Annotated in this window: 18 protein-coding genes; 13 read left to right on the forward strand and 5 right to left on the reverse strand. The window is 55.1% G+C overall.

Going from position 1 to position 21,965, the window contains the following annotated elements; all coding sequences use genetic code 11:
- Nucleotides 1-65: 65 nt before the first annotated feature.
- Both xylB and xylA read right to left on the reverse strand, forming a co-directional pair.
- Nucleotides 66-1,520 carry a xylulokinase gene (gene xylB / locus ABU190_RS13805; RefSeq protein ID WP_354691626.1) on the reverse strand — a complete coding sequence of 485 codons (1,455 nt, stop codon included), beginning with the start codon at nucleotides 1,518-1,520 and terminating at the stop codon, nucleotides 66-68.
- Between the two features lie 86 nt (nucleotides 1,521-1,606).
- Nucleotides 1,607-2,929, reverse strand: coding sequence for a xylose isomerase (gene xylA / locus ABU190_RS13810; protein WP_039080173.1), 1,323 nt, complete (start codon nucleotides 2,927-2,929; stop codon nucleotides 1,607-1,609).
- A 360-nt stretch (nucleotides 2,930-3,289) separates the two neighbouring features.
- Between xylA and xylF the strand changes: the two genes are divergently transcribed.
- The 4 genes from xylF (at nucleotide 3,290) to xylR (ending at nucleotide 8,338) form a co-directional block, all read left to right on the forward strand.
- Complete coding sequence (gene xylF, locus ABU190_RS13815; RefSeq protein WP_039080172.1) at nucleotides 3,290-4,282, forward strand: D-xylose ABC transporter substrate-binding protein; 993 nt, start codon at nucleotides 3,290-3,292, stop codon at nucleotides 4,280-4,282.
- Between the two features lie 83 nt (nucleotides 4,283-4,365).
- Nucleotides 4,366-5,907 (forward strand): xylose ABC transporter ATP-binding protein, encoded by a 1,542-nt coding sequence (locus ABU190_RS13820; RefSeq protein WP_039080171.1) that lies wholly within the window; start codon nucleotides 4,366-4,368, stop codon nucleotides 5,905-5,907.
- Nucleotides 5,885-7,066 carry a xylose ABC transporter permease XylH gene (gene xylH / locus ABU190_RS13825; protein ID WP_039080170.1) on the forward strand — a complete coding sequence of 394 codons (1,182 nt, stop codon included), beginning with the start codon at nucleotides 5,885-5,887 and terminating at the stop codon, nucleotides 7,064-7,066. The genes ABU190_RS13820 and xylH overlap by 23 nt, the downstream gene beginning before the upstream one ends.
- A 93-nt stretch (nucleotides 7,067-7,159) precedes the next feature.
- Entirely contained in the window at nucleotides 7,160-8,338 is a 1,179-nt protein-coding gene (gene xylR / locus ABU190_RS13830) for a D-xylose utilization transcriptional activator XylR (RefSeq protein WP_039080169.1), read from the forward strand.
- Between the two features lie 78 nt (nucleotides 8,339-8,416).
- Here xylR and ABU190_RS13835 read toward each other — a convergent pair whose 3' ends face one another.
- Complete coding sequence (locus ABU190_RS13835; RefSeq protein WP_039080168.1) at nucleotides 8,417-9,244, reverse strand: protein bax; 828 nt, start codon at nucleotides 9,242-9,244, stop codon at nucleotides 8,417-8,419.
- 317 nt (nucleotides 9,245-9,561) lie between these two features.
- Between ABU190_RS13835 and ABU190_RS13840 the strand changes: the two genes are divergently transcribed.
- Both ABU190_RS13840 and avtA read left to right on the forward strand, forming a co-directional pair.
- On the forward strand, nucleotides 9,562-11,592 hold the full coding sequence (locus tag ABU190_RS13840; protein ID WP_354691627.1) for an alpha-amylase: 2,031 nt from the start codon (nucleotides 9,562-9,564) through the stop codon (nucleotides 11,590-11,592).
- Between the two features lie 221 nt (nucleotides 11,593-11,813).
- Nucleotides 11,814-13,067 (forward strand): valine--pyruvate transaminase, encoded by a 1,254-nt coding sequence (gene avtA / locus ABU190_RS13845; RefSeq protein ID WP_039080166.1) that lies wholly within the window; start codon nucleotides 11,814-11,816, stop codon nucleotides 13,065-13,067.
- A 65-nt stretch (nucleotides 13,068-13,132) separates the two neighbouring features.
- On the opposite strand, the gene ABU190_RS13850 is transcribed toward avtA, so the two are convergent.
- Together ABU190_RS13850 and yiaJ are read right to left on the reverse strand one after the other, a co-directional pair.
- The gene (locus ABU190_RS13850) at nucleotides 13,133-13,606 is read right to left on the reverse strand and encodes a 4Fe-4S dicluster domain-containing protein (RefSeq protein WP_071195052.1); all 474 of its coding nucleotides are present in this window, start codon (nucleotides 13,604-13,606) and stop codon (nucleotides 13,133-13,135) included.
- 123 nt (nucleotides 13,607-13,729) lie between these two features.
- Nucleotides 13,730-14,545 (reverse strand): IclR family transcriptional regulator YiaJ, encoded by an 816-nt coding sequence (gene yiaJ, locus ABU190_RS13855; RefSeq protein WP_039080164.1) that lies wholly within the window; start codon nucleotides 14,543-14,545, stop codon nucleotides 13,730-13,732.
- 222 nt (nucleotides 14,546-14,767) lie between these two features.
- On the opposite strand from yiaJ, the gene ABU190_RS13860 reads away from it, so the two are divergent.
- From ABU190_RS13860 to ABU190_RS13890, 7 genes are all read left to right on the forward strand, one after another.
- On the forward strand, nucleotides 14,768-16,288 hold the full coding sequence (locus tag ABU190_RS13860; RefSeq protein WP_039080163.1) for a sugar ABC transporter ATP-binding protein: 1,521 nt from the start codon (nucleotides 14,768-14,770) through the stop codon (nucleotides 16,286-16,288).
- A 17-nt stretch (nucleotides 16,289-16,305) separates the two neighbouring features.
- A complete protein-coding gene (locus ABU190_RS13865; protein ID WP_071195054.1) occupies nucleotides 16,306-17,376 on the forward strand; it encodes an ABC transporter permease in 1,071 nt (356 codons plus the stop codon).
- Nucleotides 17,377-17,439: 63 nt separating this feature from the next.
- Nucleotides 17,440-18,507: a substrate-binding domain-containing protein gene (locus tag ABU190_RS13870; protein WP_223878814.1), complete on the forward strand. Its 1,068-nt coding sequence runs from the start codon at nucleotides 17,440-17,442 to the stop codon at nucleotides 18,505-18,507.
- Between the two features lies 1 nt (nucleotide 18,508).
- Nucleotides 18,509-19,372 carry an SMP-30/gluconolactonase/LRE family protein gene (locus ABU190_RS13875; protein ID WP_354691628.1) on the forward strand — a complete coding sequence of 288 codons (864 nt, stop codon included), beginning with the start codon at nucleotides 18,509-18,511 and terminating at the stop codon, nucleotides 19,370-19,372.
- Nucleotides 19,373-19,483: 111 nt separating this feature from the next.
- Nucleotides 19,484-20,482: a 3-dehydro-L-gulonate 2-dehydrogenase gene (gene yiaK, locus ABU190_RS13880; RefSeq protein ID WP_039080160.1), complete on the forward strand. Its 999-nt coding sequence runs from the start codon at nucleotides 19,484-19,486 to the stop codon at nucleotides 20,480-20,482.
- 11 nt (nucleotides 20,483-20,493) lie between these two features.
- Entirely contained in the window at nucleotides 20,494-20,961 is a 468-nt protein-coding gene (locus ABU190_RS13885; RefSeq protein ID WP_354691629.1) for a YhcH/YjgK/YiaL family protein, read from the forward strand.
- A 45-nt stretch (nucleotides 20,962-21,006) separates the two neighbouring features.
- The gene (locus ABU190_RS13890; RefSeq protein ID WP_354691630.1) at nucleotides 21,007-21,942 is read left to right on the forward strand and encodes a DUF4862 family protein; all 936 of its coding nucleotides are present in this window, start codon (nucleotides 21,007-21,009) and stop codon (nucleotides 21,940-21,942) included.
- Nucleotides 21,943-21,965: the final 23 nt, after the last annotated feature.

The following is a 21,965-nucleotide window of genomic DNA, read 5'->3' on the forward strand; positions in this document are numbered from 1 at the left end:
AAAGGACATCATCAGGTTGATTACAGACGAACATCCTCCCCGCCAAAACGGGGAGGACGCAGACGTTACGACATCAGCGGTAAAAGCTGCTGATAAATACGCCGGAAGGTTTCGCGCCGCGGTTGATACAACGCATGACGCGCGGCATCCGGCTGGTGCTGCTGTTCAATCGGCAGTTGTGGCAACAGGCGAGTCACCGGGACATCCGGGTTGGCGGCAATTTGCGCCAGACGTGCCGCGCCTAAAGCCGGGCCGACATCGCCCCCCGTGCGGTAATCAAGCTGCTGCCCGCTGATGTCCGCCAGCATCTGTCGCCAGTAGCTGCTGCGCGCCCCACCGCCGATAAGCGTGATGCTTTGCGGCTTCACGCCGCAGGCGTGCACCACATCCATCCCGTCGGCCAGCGCATAGCCCACCCCTTCGAGCACCGATTTCGCCAGTTCATTTGGCCCGTGCTGATGGGTCAGGCCAAAGAACACGCCTTTGGCTTCCGGGTTATTATGCGGCGTACGCTCGCCGGAAAGATAGGGTAAGAACCAGAGATCGCCCGCGCTGTCATCCGCCTGTTCCGCTGCAGCAATCAGCGCCTGTACAGAATCCAGCCGGGCCAGCTTCGCGGCCCAGTCCAGGCAAGAGGCGGCACTCAGCATGACCGACATCAGATGCCAGCGTCCCGGTAGTGCATGGCAGAAACTGTGCACCGCGCTTTCGGGATTGCTGAGGAAACCTTCGCTGACCGCAAAATAGACGCCGGACGTTCCCAGGGAGAGCATCGCCTGCCCGGCGTCCGCCATGCCAACGCCGACGGCACCCGCCGCGTTATCGCCGCCACCTGCGACGACGGCAACCTGTGCCATGCCCCAGCGCGCTGCCACCTCCGGCAGCAAAGTGCCTGTGATGTCGCTGCCTTCGAACAAGGCAGGCATATGGTCGCGGGTCAGCGCGCAGGCGGCGAGCATCTCATCACTCCAGTCGCGTTTTGCCACATCCAGCCACATCGTTCCTGCGGAGTCCGACATATCGCTGGCGTACTGTCCGGTCATTTGCCAGCGCAGATAATCTTTCGGCAGCAGGACTTTCGCCACGCGGGCAAACACGTCAGGTTCGTGGCGCTTCACCCATAGTAATTTTGGCGCGGTGAACCCCGGCATCATCAGGTTGCCGGTTATCGCCCGTGCGTTTTTTACCTGCGCTTCCAGCAACGCACACTCTTCGGCGCAGCGCCCGTCATTCCACAGAATGGCCGGACGAAGTACCTGATTTTCGTTATCAAGCAGCGTGGCGCCGTGCATCTGCCCGGCCAGGCCAATGGCCTTCACCTGCTGTAATGAATGCTGTTCGCCGAGGGCGCGAATTGCCCGGTCCGTGGCCTGCCACCAGTGCAACGGGTCCTGCTCCGACCACAAAGGGCGCGGGCGCGACACCGTTAACTTTTCCGTTTGTGAGGCCAGTACGGTGCCCTGCTCACTGAGCAAAATTGCTTTTACCCCTGATGTGCCAAGATCAACCCCGATATACATAGATGGCTCCTTAAAAAAACCTGCCCGGTAACGCAACGCGTTCCGGGCCTGGTCGGTGTGCAGGCCCGAATGCAGGCCAGCGCCGGTTACTTGTCGAACAGGTAATGGTTTACCAGATTTTCCAACAGTTCCTGATGCCCGCTCTGATGGCGCGGCGCCAGGTTTTGCTGTTCAGCGTACTTCGCCAGTTCAGCAAGCGTTAGCTGGCCCTGCAGAATTTGCTGGCCAAGTTCACCATTCCAGCCGGCATAGCGTTTCGCGACGCGTTTATCCAGCTCACCGTCTTCACTCATCCGCGCGGCCACTTTCAGCGCCAGCGCCATGGTGTCCATTGCGCCAATGTGGCCATAGAACAGATCGTATTTGTCGGTGCTCTGACGACGCACTTTGGCGTCAAAGTTCAGGCCGCCAGTGGTAAAGCCGCCCGCTTTGATGATTTCATACATCACCAGCGCGTTCTCTTCCACGCTGTTCGGGAACTGGTCTGTATCCCAACCCAGTTGCGCGTCGCCGCGGTTAGCATCGACAGAACCGAAGATACCCAGCGCGATGGCAGAGGCAATTTCATGGTGGAAAGAGTGGCCGGCCAGCGTGGCGTGGTTCGCCTCGATGTTCACTTTAATCTCTTTTTCCAGACCGAACTGTTTGAGGAAGCCATACACCGTTGCCACATCATAATCGTATTGATGTTTGGTCGGTTCCTGCGGTTTTGGCTCAATCAGCAGCGTGCCACGGAAGCCGATTTTATGTTTGTGTTCGACAACCATCTGCATGAAGCGGCCAATCTGCTCGCGCTCCTGACGCAGATCGGTATTGAGCAGGGTTTCATACCCTTCACGACCGCCCCACAGCACGTAGTTTTCGCCACCCAACTGATGAGTTGCGTTCATCGCGGTGACGACCTGGGTCGCAGCCCAGCTAAATACTTCGGGATCCGGGTTAGTGGCAGCCCCTGCGCCATAGCGCGGGTTAGTAAAGCAGTTGGCGGTACCCCACAGCAGTTTCACGCCGCTCTGCTGCTGTTTTTGCGCCAGCACATCCACCATGTGGGCAAAGTTATTCAGGTACTCTTTCAGCGAAGCCCCTTCCGGCGAGACATCGACATCGTGGAAGCAGTAGTAAGGCACATTCAGTTTGTGGAAGAATTCAAACGCTACATCCGCTTTGCGCTCCGCCAGCGCCAGCGCGTCGCCCGGCTGTTGCCACGGTCTGTCGAATGATCCCACACCAAACATATCCGCACCGTTCCAGCAGAATGTATGCCAGTAGCAGGCGGCAAAGCGCAGGTGATCTTCCATTCGCTTACCCAGCACTAACTCGTCCGGGTTGTAATGACGAAACGCTAAAGGGTTGGTTGTTTTCGGGCCTTCATAACGAACACGTTCGAGCTGGTCGAAATAAGCATGCATAATGAGCTCCATAATCAGGTGTCGGCAAAGATTCATTTTCCAGGTAATACTGGATTCTCTCCTCGCCTTGCTCAATTACGTTATTTCACACTGACATTAAGAGAATACGCAAATGTGCGCCACCTCGCAAAATAAGCCATAACCAGGCCGTTTGCTTAATTGCCGCCGCCTGCAAAACCGTTTCCGCTTATTTTAAAATCAGATCACGGTCAAATTTCCACAAATAAACCAAAAAACATAACGCCGGGATAAAAACCAGGAATTGCCAGCCACCGTTTACACGTTAAAAATTTGCAACGTTCATCGCAGTGCATGTTTCTTTTATCTCGCTTCGTCACCCTACAAAAAGGTATTACTATTATGAAGATAAAGAACCTTTGCCTTACTTTGTGTGCTTCTTTGCTGCTCGCCAGCATGGCGGGTCACGCAAAAGAAGTAAAAATCGGTATGGCGATTGATGACTTACGCCTCGAACGCTGGCAGAAAGACCGTGATATTTTCGTGAAAAAAGCCGAATCGCTGGGTGCCACGGTTTTTGTCCAGTCGGCTAACGGTAATGAAGAAACCCAGATGTCGCAAATCGAAAATATGATCAACCGCGGCGTTGATGTTCTGGTTATTATTCCCTACAACGGTCAGGTATTAAGTAATGTTGTAAAAGAGGCCAAACAAGAAGGGATTAAAGTGTTGGCTTATGACCGTATGATCAATAATGCCGACATTGATTTTTATATTTCCTTCGACAATGAAAAGGTTGGTGAATTGCAGGCGCAAAGCCTGGTCAGCAAAGTGCCTCAGGGCAATTACTTTTTGATGGGCGGTTCGCCCGTTGATAATAACGCTAAGTTGTTCCGCGCAGGCCAAATGAAAGTATTAAAACCGTACATTGATAGCGGCAAGATTAAAATTGTCGGCGATCAGTGGGTCGACGGCTGGCTGCCTGAAAATGCGCTGAAAATCATGGAAAACGCCCTCACGGCGAACAACAACAAAATCGACGCTGTCGTGGCGTCTAACGATGCGACCGCAGGCGGCGCAATTCAGGCGCTGAGCGCTCAAGGCCTGGCAGGCAAAGTCGTCATTTCAGGCCAGGATGCCGACCTCGCCGGGATTAAACGCCTGATTAACGGCAGCCAGACCATGACGGTCTATAAGCCCATCACCCAACTGGCTAACACGGCCGCAGAAATCGCCGTTGAGCTCGGTAATGGCAAACAGCCAAAAGCGGACTCCACCCTCAATAACGGTCTGAAAGACGTCCCCGCCCGTCTGCTGACGCCGATTGAAGTCACCAAAGACAACATCGACGCCACGGTTATCAAAGACGGGTTCCATCAGAAAGATCAGCTCTAAGCCTCGCGGCGTGTCTCCCGACAGGAGGCACGCCGGAACATGTCTTCAGGCACTGTGAATACCTCGAATTACGTGGAGCAGTTATGCCTTATTTACTTGAAATGAAGAACATCACCAAGGCCTTTGGCGCAGTCAAGGCCGTTGATAACGTGAGTCTGCGGCTCAATGCAGGCGAAGTGTTATCCCTTTGCGGTGAAAACGGCTCCGGCAAATCCACGCTGATGAAAGTACTGTGCGGCATCTATCCCTGGGGCAGCTATGACGGCGAAATTGTTTTTGCTGGCGAAACCCTACAGGCCGGGCATATCCGTGATACCGAGCGTAAAGGCATTGCGATAATCCATCAGGAACTGGCGCTGGTTAAGCACCTGACGGTGCTGGAAAACATCTTTCTTGGCACCGAGATCACCCATCACGGCGTGATGGACTACGACACCATGACGCTGCGCTGCGAAAAGCTGCTCGCCCAGGTCAGTCTGACAATTTCCCCCAATACCCGTGTCGGCGATCTCGGGCTTGGGCAACAGCAACTGGTAGAAATCGCCAAAGCGCTGAATAAGCAGGTCCGTCTGCTTATTCTTGATGAGCCGACCGCCTCACTCACCGAGCAGGAAACGGCCGTCTTACTGGATATCATTCGCGATCTACAAAACCACGGTATCGCCTGTATTTATATCTCGCACAAACTCAACGAGGTGAAGGCTATTTCTGACATCATCTGCGTGATCCGCGATGGTCAGCATATCGGCACACGCGATGCCACCGGGATGAGCGAAGACGACATCATCACCATGATGGTGGGCCGCGAACTCACCGCGCTCTACCCCAACGAACCGCACACCACCGGCGATGAGATCTTACGTGTTGAGCATTTAACCGCCTGGCATCCGGTCAACAAACACATCAAGCGAGTCAATGACGTCTCTTTCTCCCTTAAACGTGGCGAAATTTTGGGTATTGCCGGGCTGGTGGGCGCCGGGCGAACCGAAGCGGTACAGTGCCTGTTTGGCGTCTGGCCGGGACGTTGGGAAGGCAATATTTTCCTTGATGGCAAACAGGTGCACATCCATAACTGCCAGCAGGCGATTGCCAGTGGTATCGCGATGGTGCCAGAAGACCGCAAAAAAGATGGCATCGTCCCCGTGATGGCCGTCGGTAAAAACATCACCCTCGCGGCGCTGGACCAGTTTTCCGGCACGCTGAGTAGCCTGGACGATGCAGCAGAGCAGCATTGCATTTTGCAGTCGCTGCAACGTCTAAAAGTGAAAACCTCCTCCCCCGACCTGGCGATTGGTCGCCTGAGCGGTGGGAATCAGCAAAAAGCCATTCTTGCCCGCTGCCTGCTGCTCAACCCGCGCATTCTGATCCTCGACGAACCGACGCGCGGGATTGATATCGGCGCGAAATACGAAATTTATAAATTAATCAATCAACTGGTACAGCAGGGGATTGCCGTTATTGTCATCTCTTCCGAATTGCCCGAAGTGCTGGGGCTCAGCGATCGGGTACTGGTGATGCATGAAGGCAAGCTAAAAGCCGACCTAATTAATCATCAACTGACCCAGGAGCAGGTCATGGAAGCGGCGCTGAGGAGCGAACATCATGTCGAAAAGCAACCCGTCTGAAATGAAACTATCCGCCCCGGTACCGGGTGCCTTCAAAGGATTGAAGTCTCTGAATTTCCAGGTCTTTGTCATGATTGCAGCCATCGCTGTGATCATGCTGTTCTTTACCTGGATGACCGACGGCGCTTATCTGAGCGCGCGTAACGTCTCAAACCTGCTGCGCCAGACGGCCATTACTGGCATCCTGGCGGTGGGCATGGTGTTCGTCATTATCTCGGCGGAAATCGACCTCTCCGTGGGCTCGATGATGGGTCTGCTGGGCGGCGCGGCGGCGATTTTCGACGTCTGGCTGGGCTGGCCTTTACCGCTGACCATTGTGGTCACGCTGGTACTGGGATTACTGTTAGGTGCCTGGAACGGCTGGTGGGTCGCCTACCGTAAGGTGCCGTCGTTTATCGTCACCCTTGCGGGGATGCTGGCGTTTCGCGGCGTGCTGATTGGCATCACCAATGGCACAACCGTCTCACCCACCAGCGCTGCCATGTCGCAAATCGGGCAAAGTTATCTGCCTGATGGTGTCGGTTTCGGCGTGGGTGCGCTGGGGCTTGTCGCCTTCATTCTGTGGCAGTGGCGTGGACGACTGCGCCGCCAGGCGATGGGGCTGACCACCACCGCATCCACCTCTGTCGTGGGTCGCCAGTCGCTCATCGCCGTGCTGGTGCTCGGTGCCATTTGGCTGCTCAATGATTATCGCGGTGTCCCGACGCCGGTATTGCTGCTCGTCTTCCTGCTGCTGGCGGGGATGTTTATGGCTACGCGTACCGCGTTTGGTCGTCGTATCTACGCTATCGGTGGTAACCTGGAGGCCGCACGCCTGTCCGGGATCAACGTGGAGCGCACCAAGCTGGCGGTGTTCGCCATCAACGGCTTGATGGTAGCGATTGCCGGGCTGATTCTCAGCTCACGTCTGGGTGCGGGTTCACCCTCGGCGGGCAACATTGCTGAACTGGACGCTATCGCCGCCTGCGTTATCGGCGGCACCAGCCTCGCGGGCGGGATTGGTAGCGTGGCGGGCGCGGTGATGGGGGCATTTATCATGGCGTCACTGGATAACGGCATGAGCATGATGGATGTGCCCACGTTCTGGCAGTACATCGTGAAAGGAGCCATTTTGCTGTTGGCGGTATGGATGGACTCCGCCACCAAACGTCGGGCGTGAAACCAGGAGCGATCACACTGCCGGAAGATTTTTCTCCGGCAGTGTGCCGAATATGATAATCAGAATTAATGATTAACCAGCGACGGAACCGATATGTTCGAGAAACGCCACCGCATTACGTTGTTATTCAATGCCAACAAAGCCTATGACCGCCAGGTGGTTGAAGGAGTTGGTGAATATTTGCAGGCGTCACAATCTGAGTGGGATATCTTCATCGAGGAAGATTTCCGTACCCGCATCGAAAACATCAAAGAGTGGCTCGGCGATGGCGTCATTGCCGACTATGACGATCCTGAAATTGAGCGCCTGCTGGCCGATGTCGACGTACCGATTGTCGGCGTCGGCGGCTCCTATCACGCACCGGAAAACTACCCGCCGGTGCACTACATCGCCACCGATAACTTTGCCCTGGTCGAGCAAGCCTTTTTGCATCTCAAAGAGAAAGGGGTGCACCGTTTTGCGTTCTATGGTCTGCCCACCTCCAGCGGTAAACGTTGGGCCGTTGAGCGAGAGCATGCGTTTTGTCAGTTGGTCGCACAGGAGAAATACCGCGGGGTGGTCTATCAGGGGCTGACCACTGCGCCTGAGAACTGGCAGCACGCCCAAAATCGGCTGGCGGACTGGCTACAAACGCTGCCACCGCAGACGGGCATTATTGCCGTTACCGATGCCCGCGCCCGTCACGTGCTCCAGGTATGCGACCATCTGCATATTCCGGTGCCGGAGAAACTCTGCGTGATTGGCATCGACAACGAAGAGCTGACTCGCTACCTGTCACGCGTGGCGCTCTCGTCGGTTGCGCAGGGAACCCGGCAGATGGGCTATCAGGCGGCGAAACTGCTGCATCGCCTGCTGGACAACGAGCCGATGCCACTGCAGCGTCTGCTGGTTCCACCAGTACGCGTGGTGGCGCGACGCTCAACGGATTACCGCTCCCTGAATGACCCGGCGGTCATTCAGGCGATGCATTACATCCGTAATCACGCCTGTAAGGGGATCAAAGTAGAGCAAGTGCTGGATGCCGTCGGGATTTCACGTTCGAATCTGGAAAAGCGCTTTAAAGAGGAAGTGGGCGAAACCATCCATGCGGTGATCCACGCGGAAAAACTGGAAAAAGCACGCAGCCTGCTGGTTTCCACTTCTCTTTCCATCAACGAAATTTCGCAGATGTGTGGCTATCCGTCACTGCAATATTTCTATTCGGTGTTTCGCAAAGAGTACGACAGCACGCCGAAGGATTACCGTGAACGCTACGGTGAGACACTGATTTAACGGGGTACTCAGGAACAGAGTATTCAGAAAAGAAAAACGCCTTCCGGGTGGAAGGCGTTATGCGATGACAGGTGACTATTACATGTGCGAGGCGATGAGCTGCTGGTTGTCCTGATACATGGCAAACAGATAGTTGTTATAGCTCGCGCCCTTCGTTGAGTAGCCTTTCAGCTTATGAATCATGTTGCTGGCTGTCACTTCCTGGTCCGCTTTACGCAACTGCGCACGGGACTTACGGAAAGAAGCATAAGCCGGGTGAGTGTTCAGATTCACCACATAAGCATCCACGGACTCTTTCACCGATTCAAAGTGCGAATAACCTTTCACTTTGCCTGGACCGTTTTTACAACTGCCTTTCCCGCATTTCATGCCGAACAGGTTGTTGTTGGTACGCGCCAGTTTTGAAGTACCCCAGCCGCTTTCCGCCGCCGCCATAGTCGCGACCATGCTGTCCGGAATGATATCCACGCGTTCCATCAACGCATTCCACGGAATACGGCGGGTATTGCCAGACCAGCTCACCTTGTAGCGTTTGGCGATATCCTTCAAGCGTGTACGGTCAGCCGTCGACCATTGTTGGCTATATTGACGTGACATCAGCCAGTTACGGTCAGCGGTAATCGCTGCATTTTGACTGGTAATATAAGGCATGACCGTCCGGAGAAACGCTTTCTTTCTTGGTGCTCCGGAAGGGTATTTTCGCAAGTCAGGAAGTGAACTGCTATTTACACTATTGCGAGAATACTCTTGTTTACTGCTTGCCTGTTTTGTACCGGTCGTCTTTGAGATTGGGGCTTTGTGACTCGCTGTTTTGCTGTGCGTCTGCGCAAGCACCTCACCTGAAAATGCGATGGTGAGTAACATGAGTATCGTAGCCCCTAGTCGTCGCAAGGGAGTCGATATCATTAAGTCTCCTGGTCGGATATAAACATTCCAACACCTTATTTTTTACACAATTTTGAGAGCTGAATCTCAAATCATATCAAAAATAGCGCTTCAGGGCACGTACAGAAATAATCCAATTCCGAAAGCCTGTCATCTCAAACCTGCTACGTCGCGAAAACAACAGCATAGATTTGTGGCGGTTATCGCAAATTCTGCGCAAAATTTGCGCACGATCACTCACCCGGCGCTCTCCACCCTGGCGATTGCGTTCGCGGGATGAGTTGCCCGCGCCGGGCTGATGACACAATGGTAAAAACGGATGCCTCGGGAAGGATCAGATGAAATACAGTGCCCTTTTTCTCCTGCTTATACCGGCCTTCGCCAGCGCTAACTGGTCGGCTCCCGGTCTCTCTGCCTTTTCCGATGATGGTACCGGAGTCTGGCGTAGCAACAGCACATTACAGAAAGGGTCATACCCGCTGACGCTGCACCTTGATCAGCAATGCTGGCAGCCTGCCGCCGACATCAAACTCAACCAGATGCTCTCCCTTAAACCCTGCACAGGCGATGCCCCCCAGTGGCGCGTTTTCCGTGAAGGGAATTATCAGATTCAACTCGATACCCGCTCCGGCACGCCAACGCTAATGCTGACGGTAAAAAGCGAAGCCGTCACCCAGGCCGTTAATGTCGTGCGCCAGTGCCCCACCTGGGACGGTAAAGCCCTGACGCTGGATGTCAGCAAGACATTCCCGGAAGGGAGCACGGTGCGCGATTTCTACAGCCAGAAAACAGCGATGGTGCAAAACGGCAAGATAACGTTACAACCGGCTAACGGTAGCGGCGGCCTGCTATTGCTCGAACGCGCTGAAACCATCGCCCCTGCCCCTTTTAGCTGGCAAAACGCAACGGTCTATTTCGTGCTGACTGACCGCTTCGTCAACGGCGATCCGTCGAATGACAACAGCTATGGACGCCATAAAGACGGGATGCAGGAGATTGGCACCTTTCACGGCGGGGATCTGAAGGGGCTTACCAGCAAACTCGACTACCTGCAGCAGCTTGGCGTCAACGCCCTGTGGATCAGCTCACCGCTTGAGCAAATCCACGGCTGGGTAGGCGGTGGAACAAAAGGCGATTTTCCGCATTACGCCTACCATGGCTACTACACGCAGGACTGGACCCGTCTGGACGCCAACATGGGCAACGAAGCGGATTTACGTACTCTGGTCGATGAAGCCCATAAGCGCGGTATCCGTATCCTTTTTGACGTGGTGATGAACCACACCGGCTACGCGACGCTGGCAGATATGCAGGAATTTCAGTTCGGCGCGCTGTATGTTCAGGGTGAAGAGCGCAAAAAAGTGCTCGGCGAGCGCTGGACAGACTGGCGGCCAGGCCCAGGGCAAAGCTGGCACAGCTTTAACGACTTTATTAATTTCAGCGATAAAGCGGCCTGGGAGAACTGGTGGGGCAAAAAGTGGATCCGCACCGACATTGGCGACTACGACAACCCCGGTTTCGATGACCTGACCATGTCGCTGGCCTTTCTGCCGGATCTGAAAACCGAATCCACCACGCCGTCAGGATTACCGAACTTTTATCGTCATAAACCCGATACTGCCGCACGAGAGATCTCTGGCTACACGCCGCGAGATTACCTGACCCACTGGCTAAGTCAGTGGGTGCGTGATTACGGCATCGACGGTTTCAGGGTCGATACCGCCAAGCATGTCGAACTCGCTGCCTGGAAGCAGTTGAAAACCCAGGCCATCGACGCGCTGGCCGAATGGAAAAAAGCGAACCCGCAGAAAAAACTCGACGACGCGCCATTCTGGATGACCGGAGAATCCTGGGGGCACGGTGTCATGCGCAGCGATTATTACAACCATGGCTTCGACGCGATGATCAATTTTGATTATCAGGAACAGGCCGCGGGTGCGGTGAAATGCCTGGCGAATATGGATCTCGTCTGGCAGCAGATGGCAGAAAAGCTGCAGGGCTTTAACGCGCTGAGCTATCTCTCTTCCCATGACACGCGTCTGTTCCGCGACGGCGGCCAGGAAGCGGCAGAGTTGCTGATGCTGGCGCCGGGGGCAGTACAGATTTTTTATGGCGATGAAACCAGCCGGCCTTTCGGGCCGACCGGCTCCGACCCGCTACAGGGGACACGTTCGGACATGAACTGGCAGGACATCAACGGCAAGGCGGCGCCAACCCTGCAACACTGGCAAACGCTGGGGCAATTCCGCGCGCGTCACCCGGCACTGGGGGCGGGTAAGCAGACAACGCTTAGCCTGCCACAAGGATACGGCTTCGTGCGCGAGCACAACGGCGACAAAGTGATGGTGGTCTGGGCGGGGAATCGCTGAGTCTCTTCCTGCGTAGCGTTTACGCCGCCTTCCAGTATATTCCCTGGCGGCGCTGCGCTGACCGGGACGATACCCCCCATCGGCGTCACAATATAAAAACCCATCAAACCATAAATTCACAAAATAAAACGTCACCACACCCCATCGCATCCGATTTGCACAGCAGGGTATGTAGCGCTATGGTTAGCCATTTTTAAAATCGGCCCGACAGAACATCAGCTATGACATTTTCACTTTTCGGCGACAAATTTACCCGTCACGCTGGCATCACCCGCCTGATGGAAGACCTTAACGATGGCCTGCGCACACCGGGCGCCATCATGCTCGGCGGCGGTAACCCGGCGCAAATTCCGGCGATGACCGACTACTTCCATAATCTGCTGGCAGAAATGGTCGAAAACGGCAAAGCCACTGATGCGCTGTGTAATTACGATGGCCCACAAGGGAAGACCGAACTGCTGACGGCGCTGGCAAGCATGCTGCGCGATGAACTGGGCTGGGACATTGAACCACAAAATATTGCACTGACAAACGGCAGCCAAAGCGCGTTTTTCTACTTATTCAATCTGTTTGCTGGTCGCCGTGCCGACGGAACCACCAGTAAGGTGCTGTTTCCATTAGCGCCTGAGTACATCGGCTACGCCGATTCCGGGCTGGAAGAAGATTTATTTGTCTCCGCACGCCCGAATATCGAACTGCTGCCGGACGGCCAGTTCAAATACCATGTCGATTTCGAACACCTGCACATCGGTGAAGAGACCGGGATGATCTGCGTATCGCGCCCGACCAACCCAACCGGTAACGTCATTACCGATGAAGAGCTGATCAAACTGGATGCGCTGGCTAATCAACACGGCATTCCGCTGGTTATTGATAACGCCTATGGCGTCCCCTTCCCGGGCATTATTTTTAGCGAAGCGCGGCCTTTATGGAATCCGAATATTATCCTCTGCATGAGCCTGTCGAAGCTGGGCCTGCCGGGAAGCCGTTGCGGTATTATCATCGCCAACGACAAGGTGATATCCGCCATCCGTAATATGAACGGCATTATCAGTCTCGCACCGGGCGGTATTGGCCCGGCCATGATGTGCGAAATGATTAAGCGCAACGATCTGCTGCGCCTGTCGGAAACCGTGATTAAGCCGTTTTACTACCAGCGTGTGCAGGAAACGATCGCGATTATTCGCCGCTATCTGCCGGAAGAGCGCTGCCTGATCCACAAGCCCGAAGGGGCCATCTTCCTCTGGTTGTGGTTTAAAGACCTGCCGATCACGACCGAGCTGCTGTACCAGCGTCTGAAAAAGCGCGGCGTGTTAATGGTCCCCGGCGACTATTTCTTTCCTGGGCTGGATAAGCCATGGCCGCACACGCACCAGTGTATGCGCATGAACTATGTGCCAGACCCGGAAAAAATCGAAGCCGGCGTGAAAATCCTCGCCGAGGAAATTGAAATCGCCTGGCGTGAGCACGCGTAATCAGCAATCCGGCCCTCTTGATGAGGGCCTCCTCCTGGCATCTCTTAACCAGAAACGTCAATACGTTACGCTAAATGACTGTTGAGGCGGCTTTGTCGCAGCCTGATGGGATCGATGCAGGCTAATGCGCTGGTCGGGCAGGCTTCCACACAGGCAGGTCCGGTTTCACGGTGCAGACACAGATCGCATTTTTGCGCCTGTACCTGGTCATTTTCCATCGTCACCTGCATGGCGCCGAACGGGCAGGCCAGCATGCAACTCTTACAACCGATGCACAGCGTCTGCTCCACATACACCGCGCCATTGACCCGGCTGATGGCTCCTACCGGGCAAACATTGGCGCATGGGGCGTCTTCACAGTGACGACAGGTAACCGCCGTGGAAAAAGAGCCGGTTTTTACCACGCGAATCCGTGCGCTGAAGGTTTGCGGGGAGATCGCCGCGCAATCCTGATCCTGCTGGTGTGAGACCACACAGGCGACTTCACAGGTACGACAGCCGATACATTTGGTCGAATCCGCAAGTATAAAACGGTTCATTCTCCACACCCCTGATACAGAAAAATTCCGTTCAGAGTGCCAGAGAATGAACCGTCTTCGCTTTGATCCCGATGGGGAAAGCGGGTAAATCGTTCATTTGCCTGATCACATCTGGCCTTCTGCCTACACGCGCAGCGTAAATCCCAGCTCGTTAGAGATAGCCTGCGCCGTATCACGCAGCGGTTTGAGCAGGTTTTTCTCGCCAATCTGTTTCAGGCGTGATGTAGAAAGCGAAATAGAGATGGCGTATGGCACGCGGTGGTGAATATCGAACACCGGGACGGCAATGCAGGAGACGCCCAGCTCATTTTCTTCACGATCCATCGCCATACTGGTTTCGCGGATCTGCGCCAGCTCATCATACATCGCGGGCAGGCCGGTAATGGTATTACGCGTCAACGGTTGAATCTGTTCCTGATGCGTCTCCCAGTACTCTTTCACATAATCGGGCTGACCGAAGGCCATATAGATTTTACCCATCGCCGAGCAGTACAGCGGCATATGCTGACCAATATAGGCGCGCGTACGCAGCATGCCCGTCGTCGGTTCCAGTTTGTAAATCAGAATGGCGTGATCGTCTTCGCGGCTGGAGAAATTGATGGTTTCCCCGGTCGCCAGGTTCAGCGCTTCCAGATGCGGCGCGGCAACATGGATAATATTCAGCGACGTGAGCGCCTTTTGTCCGACAGCGATAAATTTTGTGGTTAAGCGATAACTCCCGGCAGCGGGCGCGGGGGTCACGTAGCCACAGGATTGCAGCCCTTGCAGCAATCGGTGCACGGTACTTTTATTCAGCCCCGCCAGTTCGGACAAATGCGCCAGCGGACAACCGTTCGGGTAATTGCTCAGTATCTCTATCAACATCAAACCGCGAAACAAGCTCTGGCTTCCTGCCGGCCTCTCTTTCTCCTGCGTGTTTTCACTCTCTTTGGTGTTCATCGCTTTCGCCTCCTTTTTGTGGCGACCTGATGGTAGCGCAAAGTGTGTTTCACTTCACGATCTGAACAGAAAATTTGTAATCAATTGATTTTATTACACTTCAAAAATATATCCAGCAATTGCTTTGTCAAATTATGATCGCTATATTTGAAATCAGATTTCGCATAGTGAAATTTACAGGTCGCACAACGTTCTCATTCCCTCGGTGGGAGGTCATCTTAAATGGCAGAAGCAGCAGTGTTATCTCCTTTGTTATCCATGCGCCATATCGTTAAGCGCTTTGGGGGAAATGTGGCGGTCAACAACGTCAGCCTGGATATCTATCCGGGCAAGGTTGTGGCGCTGCTGGGGGAGAACGGTGCGGGCAAATCCACGCTGATCAAAGTGCTGGCCGGTGTCTATTCCCGCGACGGTGGCGAAATCCTGTTTCGCGGTGAGCCGGTGGATTCTGCCGCCGCGCTGCGCCGGGGCAACGAGCAGCCTATTGCCTTTATCCATCAGGACTTAGGTCTGGTGGAGTGGATGACTGTCGCGGAAAACATGGCGCTGGTGATGGGTTTTCCCCGTCGCTTTGGGCTGATTGACTGGGCGGCAACACGCCGTCAGGCGCAAAAAGCGCTGGAAGATATCGGCATTCAGCTTGATCCGGATGACCGCGTGTTCGACCTCTCCCGCACTGAAAAATCGCTGCTGGCAATAGCCCGTGCGGTAGCGGTAGATGCCTCGGTGCTGGTGCTTGATGAGCCGACGGCCTCCCTTCCCGCGGACGATGTTCGCCACCTGTTCCGGGTAATGAACATCCTGCGGGAAAAACAGGTCGGCATGATTTATATCACCCATCGTCTGGATGAGGTGATGGAGATGGCCGACTCCGTCTGCGCCATGCGCGATGGTTGCTATGCAGGTGGCGGTGATATCGACCACTACACCCTGCGTGGTCTGGTCGAACTGATTGTTGGCGAAAGTCTGCGTGACGACCAGCGCCAGGCGTTACCCGACGGTGATGCGCCGGTGCTGTTAAAGATGGACAACGTCAAAGTGGGTGATACCGGCCCCGTCTCTTTCGAGCTTCGTGCCGGTGAGATGGTAGCGCTCGCCGGTCTGCGTGGTGCCGGGCAGGAAGAGATTGGACGTTTGCTGTTTGCCTGCCGTACGCAGGAAAGCGGGCAAATCACATTAAATGGCGTGCCGTTTACGGCGACAACACCAGGGGAGGCGATGTCTGCGGGCGTCTCTTTTGTCGCAGGCGATCGCCTTCATGAAAGTCTGATTCCGGGCATGATGGTGCGTGAAAACTTGTTTATGAACCCGTGTAAACACGGTCACGCCCCGCTGTCCCGCTATAACGAAAAAAGCGAAGCGCCGATGAGCTGGGAAAAAATCCGCCAGTTCGATGTCCGGCCAGCGCAGATCAACATTGAAATCAGCGCGTTGTCCGGCGGCAACCAACAAAAAGTCGTGATGGCGCGCTGGCTTTCTCTGAATGCTCCACTGCTCATTCTGGAAGACCCGTCCGCGGGCGTTGATGTCGGCGCGCGGGCGGAAATCTATGACCTGCTCAATCAGGCGCTGCAAAATGGCGTCGCCATTCTGGTCATCTCCAATGACCTGGAAGAGGTGGCGCATATCTGCAACCGGGCGCTGGTGTTTAACCGTGGGCAGATTGTCGGCGAGCTTCTCAACCAGGATGTCACCTTCGCCAGATTGCTCGAACTGGCGTCAGGCAGCGGCACACTACATTAAGTCGGAGTGCGTTAGTTATGGCTAAAACATCAATGAAATCGACGGCCCTGGAATCACGCGTATCGCTTCATGAACACGGTGCCGCCGCCTGGCTTGGACAATTAACCACCCGTTACGGCCTGCCCGTGATCTGCGTGGTACTGGTTATCGTTTTTTCGCTGACGACGCCTTCATTCGCTTCACTGCTGACCTTACAGGCCATTCTCGACAGTAAATCGAAAATCGCGCTGCTGGCGCTGGCGGCGACTATCCCGATGATTGTCGGGAAAATTGATCTTAATGTTGGCTTTGGCATCGTGCTCTGGCACATCCTCGCCATCACATTGCAGGTGGAATATGGCTTTTCCTGGCCAGTGGCCGTGGCCATCGTGCTGGCGCTCTCCGCGCTGTATGGCCTGCTGAATGGCATTCTGGTGGCACTGGCCGACATCGATAGCTTCGTGGCTACGCTCGGCTCCGGCACCGTGCTCTACGCCATCGCGCTCTGGCACTCCGGCGGACGGCAGATTGTCGGCGACTTACCGGACGCCTTTATTGCCCTGCACCATTCAGACCTGTTTGGCATTCCGGTGGTGGCTTTTTATGTCCTGTTTGCCGCCGTGGTGCTGTGGATCATCACCGAACACACCCCGATTGGTCGCTGCATGTATGCGGTGGGTGGTAACCCGGTCGCGGCTGCGCTCAACGGCATCGCCGTTAACCGTTACACCATCGGCGCCTTTATCGCCTCCAGCACCTTAACCGGGTTTACCGGGGTGATCATTGCCGCCGAGCAGGGCGTGGGCCAGGCCAGCGTCGGCATGGACTATCTGCTGCCTGCCCTTGTGGGGGCGTTCCTTGGCAGTACCACTATTCGTCCGGGGCGCGTGAACGTCTGGGGCACGGTGGTCGGGATTGCGGTACTGGCGATTGGTATCGCCGGGATTCAGCAGTTTGGCGGCGCATTCTGGGTCGAACCGCTGTTTAACGGTGCGACGCTACTGTTGTCGATTACCCTGGCCGGTTATGCACAGCGCCGCCGGGCATTAAATAAAAAACTGGTGCAGCGTGCTCAAACGACCGCACCGGGCTCCTCTGTTACCCAATGACTCTCGCGTAAGGAACTGAAAATGTATAACAAAATAGTTCAATGCTGTCTGGCTGCCGGGTTGATGATGGCAAGCGGTTTCGCCCTGGCCGATGACAGCTATGTTCAGCAGGCGCAGGCGGCGATTGCCAAAGCGACCGCGCCTGTCACCGTGTGGGATGGCCCAACGCAGGGCCCGGCGTTACAGCCGAACAAAAAGATTATCTTCATCGCGTCTGACATGAAAAACGGCGGCGTGCTGGGCGTTAAAGAGGGGCTTGAAGAAGCAGCAAAAATCGCGGGCTGGCAACTCGACGTGCTGGACGGTGCGGGTTCGGTAAAAGACCAACTGGCGGCGCTGAACCAGGCGATTGCCCGCAAACCGGACGGTATCGTGATCGGTGGCTGGAACCCGAACGTCGCCAAAATCCCGCTCAAAAAAGCGGTGAAAGAGGGCATTGTACTGACCGCATGGCACGCTGTTCCGGCACCGGGTCCGGTTCCGGCCTACAACATTTTCTACAACGTGACCTCCGACTCTAACGAAGTGTCACGCATGGCGGCACTCTACGCCGTCGCGAAATCCAACGGCACGGCAAAGGTGCTGATTTTCACCGACTCGCTCTACCAAATCGCTCTGGATAAAGCCAACGCGATGAAGAAAGTGATTGAGCAATGCAGCGGCTGCCAGGTGGTTGAATTTATCGATACCCCGCTTGCCGACACCTCTAACCGCATGCCGGGCATGACCTACAGCTTGATGCAAAAATATGGTGATAAGTTCGAATACTCATTGGCCATCAACGACCTGTACTTCGACTTTATGGCCCCGGCCCTGCAAACCGCGGGTAAAGGCACGGATGGCAAGCCGCCGTACAACATCTCAGCAGGCGACGGTTCCGTTACCGCCTATCAGCGCGTACGCGATGGCAAAGCGCAAGTCGCGACCGTGCCAGAGCCGCTGAAACTGCACGGCTGGCAGTTACTGGATGAGTTCAACCGTGCCTTCGCCGGTAAACAACCTTCTGGCTATGTCACCCCGGCGCACCTGGTCACCAAAGAAAACATCAGCGCCGACGGTGGCCAGAACAATGAATTCGATCCGGGTAACCAGTATCGCGATCACTACAAAGCCATCTGGGGAGTGAAGTGAGATGTTAGCCGTCGCGGGCAGTTTTGAACGCCTGTGTTCTCCGGCCATCTGGGCGGAAGGCCCGGTGTGGCTGGCAGAACAGCAGAGCGTGATTTTCAGCGATGTGAAGGGCAACAAGATGTACCGCTGGAGTGCGCAAAACGGCGTCAGTGTGTTTCGCGCTGAGTCCCACTTTGCCAACGGCAACGCGCTGGATAACGAAGAGCGTTTGTTAACCTGCGAACATGGCCGTCGCGGTATCAGCCGGACAGATAAGCAGGGGAATCACACCCTGCTGGTGGACAAAATCGACGGGCTGCGTTTCAACTCGCCCAACGATATCGCAGTGCGCCAGGACGGGTCGATTTGGTTTACCGACCCACCCTACGGCATCGTCGGCGACGAAGAGGGTTATCGCGCGGCAAGCCAGGTCATCGGCTGCTACGTCTATCGTTTTGATGAAGCGGACAAGCGGGCGACGATCGCCATCAGCGATACTCAGCGCCCTAACGGGCTGGCCTTCTCGCCGGATGATAAATGGCTCTACGTGGCGGATATGTCGATTATTGATTTTCCGACGCAGGGCCGCCGGGAAATTCGCGCCTACCGTCTCGACGGCGATAGCGCGGTATTTTCTCACGTGGTCACCCAGGTTGCGCCGGGTATTCCGGATGGCTTTTGCGTTGACCCGGCGGGGAATATTTTCTGTAGTTGCGAGACCGGCGTTTTGATTTTCTCGCCGCAGGGGACGCTGCTGGAAACGATTCCCGTCCCTGAGCGCGTCTCTAATTGCACGTTTGGTGGGCCTGACGGAAATACGCTGTTTATTACCGCGACCACATCGCTTTACCGGGTGACCATCGCCCCCTCCCGTATTCAGGGATAAACAGGATTAATACCGAAGCGCACCGGCCCTGCCGGCGCGTTTTCACAACCCAACATAGTTTAGTGGAATGCCATTCCACTATGTAAAACTAAGATGTGATGGAGAAAGCGTATGTTATTGAGTTTTTCTGATCTTAAAAATGAGTTTAACCGTGTCCTGCTGGCACGCGGTGTGGCGGCAGAAACCGCCGATGCCTGTGCGGAGATGTTTGCCCGCACCACCGAGTCAGGGGTCTATTCACACGGCGTAAACCGTTTCCCGCGCTTTATCCAGCAACTGGAAAATGGCGACATCATTCCGGATGCGCTGCCAAAACGCATCACGTCGCTGGGGGCGATTGAACAGTGGGATGCCCAGCGTTCTATCGGCAACCTGACCGCGAAAAAGATGATGGACCGTGCGATTGAACTGGCCTCCGACCACGGTATCGGCCTGGTGGCGGTACGTAACGCTAACCACTGGATGCGCGGCGGCAGCTACGGCTGGCAGGCTGCGGAGAAAGGCTACATCGGTATTTGCTGGACCAACTCCATCGCCGTTATGCCGCCGTGGGGTGCGAAAGAGTGCCGTATCGGGACTAACCCGCTGATCGTTGCCATTCCGTCCACGCCGATCACCATGGTGGATATGTCCATGTCGATGTTCTCCTACGGCATGCTGGAAGTGAACCGCCTGGCGGGCCGCCAGTTGCCGGTTGAGGGTGGCTTTGACGACGAAGGTAAGCTGACCAAAGACCCGGCGCCGATTGAGAAAAACCGCCGCATTCTGCCGATGGGCTACTGGAAAGGCTCTGGCCTCTCTATCGTGCTGGATATGATCGCCACCCTGCTGTCCGATGGTTCTTCCGTGGCCGCCGTCACCGAAGACAACAGCGACGAGTTCAACATTTCGCAGGTCTTTATCGCCATCGAAGTGGACAAACTGATCGACGGCGCCACCCGTGATGCCAAGCTGCAACGCATCATGGATTACATCACGACCGCTGAACGCGCCGATGAAAATGTCCCTGTGCGTCTGCCGGGCCATGAATTTACGCGTCTGCTGGAAGAAAACCGCCGCAACGGTATCACCGTTGACGACAGCGTGTGGGCGAAAATCAAGTCGCTGTAAGGATTATCATCATGATTTATGGACATATTTCTCAACCCAACGCCTGCCGGTATCCGGCAGCGATTGAAAAGGCGCTGGAATTCCTGCGCACCACGGATTTCAGCAAGCTGGAGCCGGGCGTGGTGGAAATTGAGGGGCGCACGATTTACGCGCAGATCCTCGATCTGACCACTCGCCCTCACGATGAATTGCGCCCGGAAGTGCATCGCCGTTATCTCGATATTCAGTATTTATATTCCGGCGAAGAACAAATCGGTGTCGCCATTGATACCGGCAATAACGTGGTGAGCGAAGAATTACTTGAGCAGCGCGATATTATTTTCTATCACGACAGTGACAACGAATCGTTGATTGAAATGGTACCAGGGAATTACGCCATATTTTTTCCGCAGGATGTTCATCGTCCTGCCTGTAATAAACACAGAGAAACAGCGATCAGAAAAATAGTCGTTAAAGTTGCGGTTTCCGCATTGAATTAATCCGTTGTTTATTTATCGATACCTGATAAATAAAAGGAGCGAAACATGAAAACAAATGACGCCGGTTATATTATCGGCGCATACCCCTGCGCGCCTTCGTTTCACCAAAAAAGCGAACAGGAAGAGAAGGAATTCTGGCGTTTACTCGCGGATACGCCGCACATTCGCGGTCTGGAGCAGCCGTGCCACGAAAACCTGCACGCTTATGGCGATGAGTGGCTGTTCCGGCACACGCCGGGCGAATGGCAGATTGTGGTCACCGCGATCCCGGAGACCATGCGTCGTCGCAGCGGCGGCAATCTGGCCTTCGGTCTGGCCTCCAGCGATGAAGAACAACGTCGGGCATGCGTCGAGTTCCATCGTCATTTGCTGAACAAAATCAATGCGGTAAACCAGCGCTTCGCCAATAAAGTGACATCGCTGGAGCTGCAGGCTGCGCCGCTGGGCGGTAACGCTGATGTGGCACAGGCAACCGATGCGTTTGCCCGCTCCATCAAAGAAATCGCCAGTTGGGACTGGTCATGCTCGCTCGTACTGGAACACTGCGACGCCATGAACAAGCCCGCACCGCGCAAAGGTTTCCTGCCGCTGGAAAACGTGCTGGATACCCTCGCCGGTTACGACATTGATGTGTGCATTAACTGGGCGCGTTCCGCGATTGAAGGGCGTAATACCACCCTGCCGCTGGAACATACTCAGGCGGTGAAAGCCGCAGGAAAACTGGGGGCGCTGATGTTCTCCGGCACCGCCACCGAAGGGCCGTATGGTGAATGGACTGACCTGCATACGCCTTTCGCCCCTTTCTGCCCGGAAAGCCTGCTCACGGTAGAAAGTGCTAAAGAATTATTTAATGTGGCTGACACAGCAAAATTACAGTTTGCCGGTATTAAGTTGCTGGAAATTGATGCTAATGCTGATGCGAATCATCGCATAGCCATATTACGCGATGGCATTACCGCGTTAAACAAAGCCAGACAATAAATATAAAGCGTCAATTTAATCGC

The sequence above is a fragment of the Phytobacter sp. RSE-02 genome (assembly GCF_040578655.1).
GTDB classification, from domain to species: domain Bacteria; phylum Pseudomonadota; class Gammaproteobacteria; order Enterobacterales; family Enterobacteriaceae; genus Phytobacter; species Phytobacter diazotrophicus.